General features: G+C 56.9%; 13 protein-coding genes. 2 read left to right on the top strand and 11 right to left on the bottom strand.

The features are described 5' to 3' along the window. Both arfB and BMF08_RS09720 read right to left on the bottom strand, forming a co-directional pair. Positions 1-414 (bottom strand): alternative ribosome rescue aminoacyl-tRNA hydrolase ArfB, encoded by a 414-nt coding sequence (gene arfB / locus BMF08_RS09725; protein WP_072570750.1) that lies wholly within the window; start codon positions 412-414, stop codon positions 1-3. Continuing rightward, positions 411-956: a YaeQ family protein gene (locus BMF08_RS09720; protein WP_072570748.1), complete on the bottom strand. Its 546-nt coding sequence runs from the start codon at positions 954-956 to the stop codon at positions 411-413. The genes arfB and BMF08_RS09720 overlap by 4 nt, the downstream gene beginning before the upstream one ends. Positions 957-1153: 197 nt before the next feature. Between BMF08_RS09720 and BMF08_RS09715 the strand changes: the two genes are divergently transcribed. Then, positions 1154-1354, top strand: coding sequence for a YaeP family protein (locus tag BMF08_RS09715; RefSeq protein WP_072570746.1), 201 nt, complete (start codon positions 1154-1156; stop codon positions 1352-1354). Further along, positions 1341-1601 carry a Rho-binding antiterminator gene (rof, locus tag BMF08_RS09710; protein ID WP_072570744.1) on the top strand — a complete coding sequence of 87 codons (261 nt, stop codon included), beginning with the start codon at positions 1341-1343 and terminating at the stop codon, positions 1599-1601. Before BMF08_RS09715 ends, rof begins: the two co-directional genes overlap by 14 nt. Positions 1602-1630: 29 nt before the next feature. Here rof and tilS read toward each other — a convergent pair whose 3' ends face one another. From tilS to fabZ, 9 genes are all read right to left on the bottom strand, one after another. Beyond that, positions 1631-2923, bottom strand: a complete 1293-nt coding sequence (tilS, locus tag BMF08_RS09705; RefSeq protein ID WP_072570743.1) for a tRNA lysidine(34) synthetase TilS — start codon at positions 2921-2923, stop codon at positions 1631-1633. Between the two features lie 61 nt (positions 2924-2984). Then, positions 2985-3374, bottom strand: coding sequence for a VOC family protein (locus BMF08_RS09700; RefSeq protein ID WP_072570741.1), 390 nt, complete (start codon positions 3372-3374; stop codon positions 2985-2987). Between the two features lie 58 nt (positions 3375-3432). Next, on the bottom strand, positions 3433-5571 hold the full coding sequence (locus BMF08_RS09695) for a lysine decarboxylase LdcC (protein WP_072570739.1): 2139 nt from the start codon (positions 5569-5571) through the stop codon (positions 3433-3435). Positions 5572-5672: 101 nt separating this feature from the next. Beyond that, a complete protein-coding gene (gene accA, locus BMF08_RS09690; RefSeq protein ID WP_072570737.1) occupies positions 5673-6632 on the bottom strand; it encodes an acetyl-CoA carboxylase carboxyl transferase subunit alpha in 960 nt (319 codons plus the stop codon). 12 nt (positions 6633-6644) lie between these two features. After that, positions 6645-10127: a DNA polymerase III subunit alpha gene (gene dnaE / locus BMF08_RS09685; RefSeq protein WP_072570735.1), complete on the bottom strand. Its 3483-nt coding sequence runs from the start codon at positions 10125-10127 to the stop codon at positions 6645-6647. 34 nt (positions 10128-10161) lie between these two features. Continuing rightward, positions 10162-10758, bottom strand: coding sequence for a ribonuclease HII (gene rnhB / locus BMF08_RS09680; protein ID WP_072570734.1), 597 nt, complete (start codon positions 10756-10758; stop codon positions 10162-10164). Further along, positions 10755-11900, bottom strand: a complete 1146-nt coding sequence (gene lpxB / locus BMF08_RS09675) for a lipid-A-disaccharide synthase (RefSeq protein WP_072570732.1) — start codon at positions 11898-11900, stop codon at positions 10755-10757. The genes rnhB and lpxB overlap by 4 nt, the downstream gene beginning before the upstream one ends. Continuing rightward, complete coding sequence (lpxA, locus tag BMF08_RS09670; protein WP_072570730.1) at positions 11900-12688, bottom strand: acyl-ACP--UDP-N-acetylglucosamine O-acyltransferase; 789 nt, start codon at positions 12686-12688, stop codon at positions 11900-11902. The genes lpxB and lpxA overlap by 1 nt, the downstream gene beginning before the upstream one ends. A 3-nt stretch (positions 12689-12691) precedes the next feature. Further along, entirely contained in the window at positions 12692-13147 is a 456-nt protein-coding gene (gene fabZ, locus BMF08_RS09665; RefSeq protein WP_006173598.1) for a 3-hydroxyacyl-ACP dehydratase FabZ, read from the bottom strand. Positions 13148-13238: the final 91 nt, after the last annotated feature.

Genomic DNA, 13238 nt, shown 5'->3' with positions numbered 1-13238 from the left:
TTATGGGCGAACTTTGCCGCGCAGGGATTTAACAGTCGATTTCTGCGCTTTGCCCGCCAGACGCCGCTCTTTGGACGCGCGCGTGGGCCGCGTCGGACGTCGGCTTTTCTGTACCACGGTTAATTCTCTTATCAACGCTTCCAGCCGCGCCAGCGCCGCTTCACGGTTCATCTCCTGACTGCGGTACTCCTGCGCCTTAATAATCACCACGCCTTCCGCGGTGATCAAATGGTGCGTCGCCGCCAGCAGGCGCTCTTTGTAGAACTCCGGCAGGCTGGAGGCGCGAATGTCGAAACGCAGGTGAATGGCCGTGGAGGTTTTATTGACGTTTTGCCCGCCCGCGCCCTGAGAACGGATCGCGGTGATCTCCAGTTCGTTGTCCGGGATAGTGACATTCGATGACAGCGTGATCATGCCGGTTGTTGCCAGGTGGTCAGATGGATCTCCAGGTTATTCTGCGCATCAGACAGCCAGATCGCCCCCTCCTGAATGGTGGCCTGCAGGGTCATGGTACGCCCGGCAAAATCGCTGAGCTTCGCCAGCTGTTCATCATCCAGATACCAGATGCTCAGGTTGCTGTAGGTCGCAAGCCTGGTCTGATTTTGCTGCCACCAGATTTGCGCAGAACGGCTGTTATAGGTAAACAACGCCACTTCTTTGGCCTGGGTGCAGGCTTTTTTGATCCGTTTCTCATCCGGCAGGCCCAGCTCGATCCACAGGTCGATGCCCATGTGATCGTTATGCCGCCAGGCTTCCGGCTCATCTTCGGCGCTCAGGCCACGGGAGAACTGTAACCGCTCGTCAGCATATTTGATCCACGCCAGCAGGCGCAGCATCATGCGCTCCTGGGTTTCAGAAGGATGGCGGGCCAGCGTGAGCGTAGCATCCATAAACTGATTACGATCCAGATCGGCCACATTGACCGTCGCTTTATAAATTGTCGCTTTTAACGCCATGACACCACTCCTGCACAAAATTATCCCCATTGTAGCGAATTAAGGGATAAAGCGCTGTTTACTCTTAAAGTAGTGACCGCTTACTACGCTGATAATGCGCCAATGAGTGTGGTATAGTCACCTTGCTAAACAGAGTTTATCTTCGTAGGCTTAAACTTACATCCCATGGTGAAGTCAGCACACTGACAGGAGGACATGTGGAAAATTACTGTGAGTTAATACGCAAGCGGTATGCGGAGATCGCCAGCGGAGACTTAGGGTATATCCCCGATGCGCTGGGCTGCGTGTTAAACGTACTCAATGAAGTGGCATCAGATGGTGCGACTTCGGAGTCTGTCAGGGAAAAGGCGGCTTATGCTGCCGCGAACTTACTGGTGAGCGATTATGTCAATGAATGATACTTATCAACCCATCAATTGTGATGACTATGACAACCTCGAGCTCGCCTGCCAGCATCATCTTTTACTGACGCTGGAACTCAAAGACGGCGAAGTCTTGCAGGCAAAAGCCAGCGATTTGGTCATGCGTAAGAATGTTGAATACCTGGTCGCTGATGCCGCTGGCACGACGCGGGAACTCCGCCTCGACAGGATAGCCAGCTTCAGCCATCCGCAAATCGGCACCGTTGTGGTGAGCGAGTCCTGAGTCAATCAAGCGGGCAGCCTGGCTGCCCGTTATCTTTTCCACCGCAACGTAAAACCGGCTTCCCCCTCCGCCAGTCCGTCCCGCGTTATAAACTGCCCCGCCGCGGCAATCGGCGTTTCATCATAGAACAGAATTGGCGTGCTATCCCGCTGCCAGGGCGGCACTCCCAGCTCCTGCCAGATTTTTTTCAGCTTACGCCCCCCGGCACGACCAAGGATATGCAGCATTCCGGGCGCGTAAAAACGCACTGTCGCCCGTTCACCGGCGCGCGGGGCACGTATCTCGCCGCCTGTTATAAGCTGCAACTCTCCCAGGCCCGCGGGTAAGGCCAGCGGCTGAAAGGGATCATCCCAGCCGATTTGTGTGTCGCGCTGACTTTGCGGCACCTTTACCCACCAGAGCAGTCCCTGATAGCGACGGATCTCTCCATCGCCCAGCGTCAGGCCGGGGGTGGCATCGTCGCGCGCCAGCGCCACTTCCTGCCAGATGCGCGCCAGCCGGTCACGTGATGGCATAGCCGCGCCCTGCTGCGCCAGCCAGCGGCGCAGGATAGCTGCGCGTCGGACGGCGCTTTTCGTCATCAGCGGGGTGATATGCAGCGCACCCGCTTCGTTGGTCAGCGCGGCCAGCTCTTCCGCCAGTAGCTCGTCAAGCAGCTGCTCCTGCTCGCCGCATAGTGCTGCGCTGCGCGCCACCGCGTCGGCAAAATGCGGCCAGCGGGCGTTAAGACGCGGCAAAATATGCAGACGTAAAAAGTTGCGGTCGTATTTATCATCCTGATTGCTGTCATCTTCGATCCAGCGCAGCGCGTGCTGCTGCGCCCAGGCTTCCAGCGCCGTCCGGCGGGTACAGAGCAGCGGGCGCAGCAACAGCGTATCGCCGAAAGGCAGAGAGGCGGGCATCGACGCCAGTCCTGCCGGGCCGCTGCCGCGCTTTAACGCCAGCAGAAAAGTTTCGCTCTGATCGTCCAGATGCTGGGCGGTAAGCAGCACTTCGCCGGGCAACAGCGCCTCGCGAAAAGCCTGATAGCGCGCCTGCCGCGCCTGCGCTTCAATACTTTCCCCGGCCTGGTTTAAAGTCACGCGCACGACGGTAAGCGGTACCTGCCACTGTCCGCAAAGCGCCTGGCACTGTTCCACCCACTCATCCGCGCGGGCGTTCAGACCGTGATGGACGTGGATCGCGCGCAGTGATACCTCCGGCTGCTGTTCGCGCCAGCACACCAGCTGGTGCAGCAGTACGGTTGAATCGAGGCCGCCGCTGAACCCCACCAGCAACTGGCGATGCGGTTCAAGGGACTGTGCAAGAGCGGAAATGGTCATGATGATCGTTTAAAAAGGAAGATGGCGGCACGTTACCGGGCATCTTCCACAGTGGCAAGCGTTACTGCTGGTAAAGTTCCAGCGGCAGACCGTCGGGATCGTTAAAGAAGGTAAAACGTTTGCCGGTAAAGGGATCGACACGTACCGGCTCGCAGGTCACGTTATGGGCTTCCAGATGCGCGATCGCTGCTTCAACGTCATCCACGCTGAACGCCAGGTGGCGTAAACCGCAGGCTTCCGGATGGCTCGGACGCGCCGGCGGAAACGGAAATGAAAACAGCTCGATCACATACTGACCGTTCAGCGCCAGATCGCCTTTCCAGGAGTCCCGCTCCGCACGGTACGCTTCACTTTGTAAGCTAAAGCCCAGAATGTCGCAGTAAAATGTCTTACTGCGGGTATAGTCGCTCGCGATGATCGCGATATGGTGAACCTGTTTTAAGCCGAGCATGCTGTCTCCTTTTTCCGATCCCTGCACGTTACGATCGCCCGCGACGCTCTGCAAGGGGTCAGCCCTGTTTTAGGACTCGTACCCGGTAGATGCCCTCTTCATCGCGCTTCGCCCCGTGAATGTCGGTTTCAAAGCCGGGATAATGACGGCCAATGGCGCAGAGCATAAGCAGGAAATCGAGCACGGCGCGGCTTCTGGCTGTGATCATCTCCCCCGGCATCAGCAGCGGCACGCCCGGCGGATAAGGCAGGATCATATTGGCCGACACGCGATCGACAATCTTCTCCAGCGCCACCGTCTCCACCTCGCCTTTCACCTGCTGCTGCCAGGCCTGGTGCGGGGTCATACGCATGGTGGGCAGCACGTCAAAGGCCTGTAACATCAGGCGCGGCAGATCGTGCTGGCGGATCAGTTGATGAATGCCCTGCGCCAGATCCTGAATACGCATATTGCGATAAAAATCGGGATCTTCCGCGTAGAGATCCGGCAGCATATTTTTCACCCGGAGATTCAGATCGTAGGCGCGTTTGAACTCCATCAGCCCGCGCAGCAGTCCCATCGCCCGCGTTTTGTCGATGCCGATACTGAACAGGAACAGCAGATTGTAAGGCCCGGTTTTTTCCACCACCACGCCACGCTCATCAAGGAATTTCGCCACCAGCGCCGCCGGGATCCCTTCATCGCTCATGTTGCCCTGCTCATCCATGCCCGGCGTGAGAATGGTCACTTTGACCGGATCGAGGAACATATGATCGGCGTCCGCGTCGCGGAATCCGTGCCAGCTCTCCCCCGGCGCCACCGGCCAGCAGTCAGCCTCGTCGATTTCCTCCGGCTGCCAGATGTCAAAGAACCAGCCGTCGGCCTCATCCTTCAGCCGCTGCACCTCTTTACGGAAATGCAGCGCCCGCTCAACGGAACGGTTGATCAGCCGTTTGCCGGGATTGCCGCGCAGCATTGCCGCCGCCGTTTCAATAGAGGCCACCAGCGGATAGCTCGGCGAGGTGGTGGTATGCATCATATAGGCTTCGTTAAACGTCTCCTCGTCGTACTCGCCTTTAATGTGGATCAGCGAGGCCTGCGAAAACGCTGCCAGCATTTTATGCGTCGACTGGGTTTCGAAGAAGACTTTCCCCGGCACGCGTTCACCGCTCATGCCGCTCTTTCCGGCATAGATGGGATGGAAATTAGTGTAAGGCACCCAGGCGGAATCAAAATGGATCGAGGGTACATCGAGGGTCTGCTTGATCCAGTTGGTGTTGTACAGCAGCCCGTCATAGGTGGAGTTGGTGATCACCGCATGCACCGGCCAGGCCGCCCCGCTGGTGGCCGCCACTTTTTGCTCAATGCTTGCATGGCTGAATTCACGACGGGGAATGCCGCCCAGAATACCCAGCGCGTTACGCCCCGGCTTCAGCCACAGCGGCACGACATCGCTCATCATCAGCAGATGGGCGAGAGATTTATGGCAGTTGCGGTCAATCAGCAGCGTGCTGCCGGTGGGCGCGGCGTACATGCCGACGATTTTGTTGGACGTCGAGGTGCCGTTGGTCACCATATAACTCTGCTCGGCGCCAAAGGTGCGGGCGATGTACTCCTCCGCTTCCAGATGCGGACCGGTATGATCGAGCAGCGAGCCCAGCTCAGTGACGGAAATCGAGACATCCGCTTTCAGCGTATTACCGCCAAAGAAGTCATAAAACAGGCAGCCCACCGGACTTTTTTGATACGCCGTTCCCGCCATATGCCCTGGCGTGCAAAAGGTGTATTTCCCCTCTTTCACATAGGTGTAGAGCGCGCGGGTAAAAGGCGGCGTGATGTTATCAAGATATTCGCGGGTGTACTGCTCAATGCGGGTGGCGATGCCGTCAGCGACATCCAGCGCATATTCAAAGAACCACAGCGCCATGCGCATATCGTGGGCGCTGACGTCGAGCGTTGAGTGGGTATTGATAAAAGCATACAGCGGCAGATATTCGTTGAGCTGATTAATATCGCTGCACAGCTCAATGCCGTACTCGTCCCAGTCAAAAATCACGCCGCAGATGCGCGGGTTATGCTCAATAAACTTCAGCAGATCGGCGCTGTTCTGCGGGAAGATGATTTTAAACCCTTGTTTCTCCAGTGCGATGACCAGTTCGTTTATAGGTTCATCTTTATAAAAAACGCCATGCGTTCCCATAATGGCAATAATATTCACGCGTCACTCCTGCAAAAAACCTCCGCTAATGATAGTTGAGGTAAACGGCAGGTATAAAAAAAGCCACACTATAGTGTGGCTTTTCAGAATCATGACGCGTATCAGGCGTAGCCGTAGCTCATCAGACGCTGGTAACGACGGTTACGCAGATCTTCTTTGCTCAGCACATCGAGATCCGCCAGATCGTCCAGCAGTTGCGCTTTCAGGGAGGCAGCCATCGCTTCCGGGTTACGGTGCGCGCCGCCCAGCGGTTCCGGGATCACGCTGTCGATCAGCTTCAGCTCTTTCAGGCGCGGCGCGATAATGCCCATGGCATCCGCGGCCAGCGGCGCTTTGTCGGCGCTTTTCCACAGAATGGACGCACAACCTTCCGGAGAGATAACGGAATAGGTGCTGTACTGCAGCATATTAACTTTATCGCCAACGCCGATCGCCAGCGCGCCGCCGGAACCACCCTCACCAATGACGGTGCAGATGACAGGTACGTTCAGACGCGACATTTCACGCAGGTTGCGGGCGATGGCTTCAGACTGACCGCGCTCTTCCGCGCCGACGCCTGGATAAGCGCCGGGGGTGTCGATAAAGGTAATGATCGGCATGTTAAAACGCTCTGCCATTTCCATCAGACGCAGCGCTTTGCGATAGCCTTCCGGAGCGGGCATGCCGAAGTTACGACGGATTTTCTCTTTGGTTTCGCGCCCCTTCTGATGACCAATGATCATCACCGGACGGCCATCCAGACGCGCGATCCCGCCAACAATGGCTTTATCGTCAGCGTAAGCACGGTCACCTGCCAGCTCGTCGAATTCATCAAATGCCAGGCGGACATAATCCAGGGTGTACGGACGCTGCGGGTGACGCGCCAGTTGCGCGACCTGCCATGCGCCGAGATCGGCAAAGATTTTGCGCGTCAGTTCTACGCTCTTTTCACGCAGACGATGCACTTCTTCGTCGATGTTAATATCCAGTTTCTCATCCTGGCGGCTTACGGCCGTCAGGGAATCGATTTTCGCTTCCAGCTCAGCAATCGGCTGTTCGAAATCAAGGAAATTCAGACTCATAGTATTCCTGTATTAGTCAAACTCTAGTTCCACCTGCTCCGAACCAATAAGGCCACGCAGATCGTTGAGTAAACGATCGCTCGGAGAGACACGCCACGTTGCACCGAAGCGCAACCGCGCACGTGCATCCGCCCTCTGATAGTAGAGATGTACTGGAATGGTCCCCGAACGATGGGGTTCCAGAGACTGACGGAGTCGGTTTAAAAGCTGGTCATCAATTTGCCTGTCCGTCAGCGAGATAGCAAGCCCGCGAGCATATTTTTCCCGGGCTTCGTCAATGTCCATGACTTCGCGGGCAGTCATTTTAAGCCCGCCGCTGAAGTCATCAAAGCTGACCTGTCCGCTGACGATAAGTATGCGGTCTTTTTCCAGCAAATGCTGATATTTATCCAGCGCGTCGGTGAATAACATCACCTCCAGGCGTCCGGAACGGTCATCCAGCGTACAGATGCCGATACGATTGCCGCGCTTGGTGACCATTACCCGCGCAGCAATGACGAGCCCCGCCGCCGTGGTGACTTTCCCACGTTCCGTCGGGTGCATGTCTTTCAGGCGATTGCCGCCGACATACCGCTCAATTTCTTTCAGGTACTGAGTGATCGGGTGCCCTGTCAGATACAGACCCAGGGTTTCACGCTCGCCATCCAGCACCACCTGTTCCGGCCACGGCTGGCAGCTGGCATAGGACTGCTCCACCTGCTCCGGCTCTTCTGCCAGCACGCCAAACATGTCAGCCTGGCCGATAGCCTCGGCTTTCGCATGCTGGTCGGCGGCTTTCAGCGCATCGCCCAGCGCATTCATCAGCGCCGCACGGTGCGGTCCGAGGCGGTCGAAAGCCCCGGACATAATCAGTTTTTCCAGCACCCGGCGGTTAAGCTTTTTGGTGTCGGTACGGGCGCATAAATCAAACAGCTCGCGGAAATAGCCGTCTTTATTACGCGCTTCGAGAATGGCTTCAATCGGGCCTTCACCCACGCCTTTGATCGCGCCGATGCCATAGACAATTTCACCGTCATCGTTAACGTGGAAATGATACAGCCCGGAGTTAATGTCCGGCGGCAGGATCTTAAGCCCCATGCGCCAGCACTCATCCACCAGCCCCACCACCTTCTCAGTGTTGTCCATATCGGCGGTCATCACCGCCGCCATAAACTCAGCCGGATAGTGCGCTTTCAGCCACAGCGTCTGGTAAGACACCAGCGCGTAGGCGGCGGAGTGCGATTTGTTAAAGCCATAGCCAGCGAATTTTTCCACCAGATCGAAAATTTTAATCGCCAGTTCGCCGTCGATGCCGTTCTTTCTCGCGCCCTCTTCAAAGACAGAACGCTGCTTGGCCATCTCTTCGGGCTTTTTCTTACCCATCGCACGACGCAGCATGTCCGCGCCCCCCAGGGTATAGCCGGAAAGCTCCTGCGCGATCTGCATCACCTGTTCCTGGTACAGGATAATGCCGTAGGTTGGCTCCAGTACCGGTTTCAGGCATTCGTGCTGCCACTGCACATCCGGATAGGAGATCTCTTCGCGCCCGTGCTTACGGTCGATAAAGTTATCCACCATGCCGGACTGAAGGGGGCCAGGACGGAACAGGGCCACCAGCGCGATCATATCTTCGAAGCAGTCTGGCTGCAGACGCTTGATCAGATCCTTCATGCCGCGCGATTCAAGCTGGAACACGGCGGTCGTTTCCGAGCGCTGCAGCATATCAAAGCTTTTCTTGTCATCAAGCGGGATCGCCGCAATATCAATCGGCTCCAGGCCCTGTTTGGCCCGGCGCGGGTTGATCATCTTCAGCGCCCAGTCGATGATAGTAAGCGTTCGCAAACCAAGGAAGTCGAACTTCACCAGACCGGCATATTCCACGTCGTTCTTGTCGAACTGGGTGACCGGATGCTGGCCTGATTCATCGCAATACAGCGGCGCAAAGTCGGTAATTTTCGTCGGCGCGATCACCACGCCGCCCGCATGTTTACCGGCGTTACGCGTTACGCCTTCCAGCTTACGCGCCATATCAATCAGCGCTTTGACTTCTTCGTCAGCCTCGTAGATTTCCGGCAGCTGCGGCTCGGCTTCAAAGGCTTTCGCCAGCGTCATCCCCGGATCGGGCGGGATGAGTTTTGAGATACGATCGACAAAGCCGTACGGATGCCCCAGTACGCGGCCCACGTCGCGGATCACCGCTTTCGCCGCCATCGTACCAAAGGTAATAATCTGCGATACCGCGTCGCGGCCATACATATCGGCCACGTGTTCAATTACCTGATCGCGTTTCTCCATGCAGAAGTCAACGTCGAAGTCAGGCATGGACACACGCTCCGGGTTAAGGAAGCGTTCGAACAGCAGGTCGAATTCCAGCGGATCGAGGTCGGTGATTTTCAGCGCATAGGCCACCAGCGAACCCGCGCCCGAGCCGCGACCCGGCCCTACCGGTACGCCGTTATCCTTCGACCACTGGATAAATTCCATCACGATGAGGAAGTAGCCAGGGAACCCCATCTGGTTGATCACCTGGAGTTCAATGTCCAGGCGCTCGTCATATTCCGGGCGTTTCTCTGCGCGCACCGCCGGGTCCGGGAAGAGGAATTCCAGACGCTCTTCCAGCCCCTCTTTTGATTTCAGGATCAGGAAATCTTCGGTGCTCATGTCACCGGTCGGGAACTGCGGCAGGAAGTATTCGCCGAGGCGCACGGTGACGTTACAGCGTTTGGCAATTTCGACGCTGTTTTGCAGAGCTTCCGGCAGATCCGCAAACAGCTCCACCATTTCGTCTTCGGTACGCAGGTACTGCTGCGGCGAATAGTTACGCGGGCGTTTGGGATCGTCGAGGGTAAAGCCGTCGTGGATGGCCACACGGATTTCGTGCGCGTCGAAGTCACCGGTATCGATAAAGCGTACGTCGTTAGTGGCAACGACCGGCAGGCCGCGGGCCTGCGCCAGTTCGACGGCCGCATGTAAATAGTTCTCTTCGTCCGGGCGGCCGGTGCGAATCAGTTCGAGGAAGAAACGGTCCGGGAAGTGCGTTTCGTAGAACGAGACGCACTGATCGACCAGCGCGCTGTTGCCGCGCAGCAGGCTACGACCGACGTCGCCCATGCGCCCGCCGGACAGCAGGATCAGGCCATCGCCCAGCTCCGCCAGCCAGTCGCGATCGATCCACGGCCCCTGCGCGCCATAGCCACGCTGGTAAGCGCGGGAGATCAGCAGCGTCAGGTTCTGATAGCCGTTGTTATTGGCGGCCAGCACGGTGATCTGCGTCAGCTCGTCGCCCATGATGTCGCTCTGCACATGAAAATCTGCGCCGACAATGGGCTTCAGCCCCGCGCCATGGCCCGTCCCGTAGAACTTAACCAGACCGCAGAGGTTGGTAAAATCGGTGATCGCCAGCGCAGGCATGCCCAGCGAGGCCGCCTTTTTCACCAGCGGCCCGGTCTTTGCCAGCCCATCGATCATGGAATAGTCGCTGTGCACCCGCAGGTGTACGAAACGTGGTTCAGCCATTTTAGCTTCCGGTTTACTTATTGTGCTGCAAGGATCAGGACACCAGTCCCAGTGCGCGTTTTACGGGCGCAAAGCTACGCCGGTGATGCTCTGTCGCACCGTGCATCGCCAGCCGCTCCAGATGGAAGGCTGTCGGATACCCTTTGTGCCGGGCAAAGCCATATTGAGGAAAAGTCAGATCCAGCGCCGCCATTTCCGCATCGCGCGTCACTTTGGCAATAATAGACGCCGCGCTGATTTCTGCGACCCGGCTGTCGCCTTTGACGACCGCCATGGAGGGCATCGGCAGCGCCGGACAGCGGTTGCCATCAATCAGGACATATTCCGGGGCGATATGCAGCCCGGCCACGGCACGCTGCATCGCCAGCATGGTGGCGTGCAGAATATTCAGCTCGTCAATTTCATGCGGTTCGGCACGGCCCAGACTCCAGCTCAGCGCCTTGTCTTTGATTTCATCAAACAGCGCCAGACGGCGCTTTTCCGATAATTTTTTCGAGTCATTCAGACCCACAATCGGGCGCGCCGGATCGAGGATCACCGCCGCGGTAACCACGGCTCCGACCAGCGGGCCACGGCCAACTTCATCCACACCGGCCACTAATCGGGTGTGCGGATAGATAAATTCCATCATTGCGCTAACTCCAGCACCGCATCGGCTGCTTGTTCATCGGCATTGCAACGGATCTGCTGATGCAGTTCGCGGAATGTCTCATGCATGGCATGGCTGGTTTTGCCATTGGCAAGCAGGGGCAACAGCGCGTCGGCTAACGCCTGCGGCTGGCACTCTTCCTGTAATAATTCTTTCACCAGCTCACGCCCGGCCAGCAGATTCGGCAGCGACACGTAGTCGGTTTTTACCAGGCGTTTGGCGATCCAGAAGGTGAACGGCTTCATACGATAGCCCACCACCATCGGGCATTTCGCCAGCATGCACTCCAGCGCGGCGGTGCCGGACGCCAGAAGCGCGGCATCGCTGGCGACCATCGCCTCACGACCCATGCCATCCAGCAGATGCACGCGCAAATCCGGCGCGACATCCGCTTTGATACGCTCAAACTGCTCGCGGCGTTTCGCGTTAACCAGCGGCACCACCACTTCCAGATCCGGATAGTGGCTACGCAGAATCTGTGCGGTTTTCAGGAAATCTGCGCTGAGCATTTCCACTTCCGCGCCGCGGCTGCCAGGCAAAAGCGCCAGACAATGCACATCGTGAGCAATGCCCAGCGTATCGCGTGCCGCGTTTTTATCGGGATCCAGCGGCATCGCGTCCGCCATGGTATGGCCGATAAAGCGACACGGCACGTTAAACCGGTCATAAAACGCTTTTTCGAAAGGCAGAAAAGCCAGCACCAGATTGGTGGATCTGCCGATTTTGAAAACGCGTTTTTGGCGCCAGGCCCAGACGGACGGGCTGACGTAATGGATCGTTTTGATCCCATGCTTTTTAAGATTGCCTTCCAGCGTGATGTTGAAGTCCGGCGCATCAATGCCGACAAACACATCAGGCTTGAGATCGGTAAAACGGCGGGTGAGATCGGCGCGAATATGCAGCAGACGACGCAAACGGCCCAGCACCTCCACGATGCCCATCACCGCCAGCTCTTCCATCTCGTACCAGGCTTCACAACCTTCGGCCTGCATACGCGGCCCCGCGACACCAACAAAACGCGCGTCAGGGTGGCGTGCTTTCAGCGCTTTAATAAGACCTGCGCCAAGAATATCGCCGGAGGTTTCTCCGGCGACCAGGGCTATCGTAAGAGGACGACCAGACATTAACGGATCAGACCACGGGTTGAGCGTTCGAAGAACTCGGTGAACGCCTTCACTTCCGGATGCTGTTCCGCCAGTGCGGCGATTTCCGGCTTCGCTTCTTCCAGCGTCTTACCACTACGGTACAGCAGTTTGTAAGCGTTACGGATAGCAAACAGCGCCTCTTTGCTGTAACCACGGCGCTTCAGCCCTTCGATGTTGACACCGAACGGCGTGGCGTGGTTACCCTGGGCAATTACATACGGCGGGACGTCCTGCGCCACACCGGAGCAACCGCCGACCATAACGTGAGCGCCAATAATGCAGAACTGATGCACAGCCGTCATGCCGCCGATGATTGCAAAATCATCAACCGAAACGTGGCCCGCAAGCGTTGCATTGTTAGCAAGAATACAGCGATTCCCGACGGTACAGTCATGCGCAACGTGCGCGTTAACCATCAGTAAGTTGTCGCTGCCCACCTTCGTCAATCCACCACCCTGAACGGTTCCACGGTGAATGGTGACGCTTTCGCGAATGCGGTTACGATCGCCCACTTCTACACGGGTCGGCTCACCAGCGTATTTCAAATCCTGGTTTGCTTCACCGATAGTGGCGAACTGATATATCTCGTTGTCACGGCCAATAACAGTGTGGCCATTAATCACGACATGAGACTTCAGTACGGTACCCTCACCAATTTCAACATGGGGTCCAACAAGACAAAACGGTCCAATATGAACGTTAGCGCCGATGACGGCACCGTCTTCCACAATGGCGGTAGGATGAATAAAGGCGGATTTATCAATCACGTATCAGGCCTCCCGGCTACGTGCACACATCATAGTAGCTTCACAAACAACTTTGCCGTCAACCGTAGCCACGCCTTTAAAGCGTGTCAGGCCGCGACGCGTTTTTTCGAACGTCACTTCCATGATCATCTGATCACCAGGGACAACCGGGCGCTTAAAGCGCGCTTCATCGATGCCCGCAAAGTAATACAGCTCGCCTGGCTCCAGTTTACCAACGCTTTTAAACGCCAGAATACCGGTGGCCTGCGCCATGGCTTCCAGGATCAGGACGCCCGGGAAAATAGGTTTGCCAGGGAAATGCCCCTGGAAAAATGGCTCGTTAACCGAAACATTTTTTACTGCGCGCAGAAAACGACCTTCTTCAAAATCCAGCACACGATCGACCAGCAAGAACGGGTAACGGTGCGGCAGAAGCTCTAAAATCTCTTCAATGTGCAGAGTATGAGTGTCAGTAGTCAAAATACTCTTCCTGTCTAAATATACTTAATGGCAATAATAACACGGCCCGCGGCAAGCTAATGCCGTCAGGCCGGGAAGTTTGGGCGTAAAA

Origin of the sequence: Enterobacter sp. SA187, assembly GCF_001888805.2 — a bacterium.
Classification (GTDB): Bacteria; Pseudomonadota; Gammaproteobacteria; order Enterobacterales; family Enterobacteriaceae; genus Enterobacter_D.
Note: the sequence above shows the minus strand (reverse complement) of the source record. Positions and strands in the feature narration are given on the sequence as shown.

Excerpts from the sequence above, each read along its gene's own strand:
- arfB (WP_072570750.1), bottom strand. The coding sequence starts at position 414 with ATGATCACGCTGTCATCGAATGTCACTATCCCGGACAACGAACTGGAG.
- dnaE (WP_072570735.1), bottom strand. The coding sequence starts at position 10,127 with ATGGCTGAACCACGTTTCGTACACCTGCGGGTGCACAGCGACTATTCC.
- tilS (WP_072570743.1), bottom strand. The coding sequence starts at position 2,923 with ATGACCATTTCCGCTCTTGCACAGTCCCTTGAACCGCATCGCCAGTTG.
- rnhB (WP_072570734.1), bottom strand. The coding sequence starts at position 10,758 with ATGATGGAATTTATCTATCCGCACACCCGATTAGTGGCCGGTGTGGAT.
- BMF08_RS09720 (WP_072570748.1), bottom strand. The coding sequence starts at position 956 with ATGGCGTTAAAAGCGACAATTTATAAAGCGACGGTCAATGTGGCCGAT.
- BMF08_RS09700 (WP_072570741.1), bottom strand. The coding sequence starts at position 3,374 with ATGCTCGGCTTAAAACAGGTTCACCATATCGCGATCATCGCGAGCGAC.
- rof (WP_072570744.1), top strand. The coding sequence starts at position 1,341 with ATGTCAATGAATGATACTTATCAACCCATCAATTGTGATGACTATGAC.
- lpxB (WP_072570732.1), bottom strand. The coding sequence starts at position 11,900 with ATGTCTGGTCGTCCTCTTACGATAGCCCTGGTCGCCGGAGAAACCTCC.
- accA (WP_072570737.1), bottom strand. The coding sequence starts at position 6,632 with ATGAGTCTGAATTTCCTTGATTTCGAACAGCCGATTGCTGAGCTGGAA.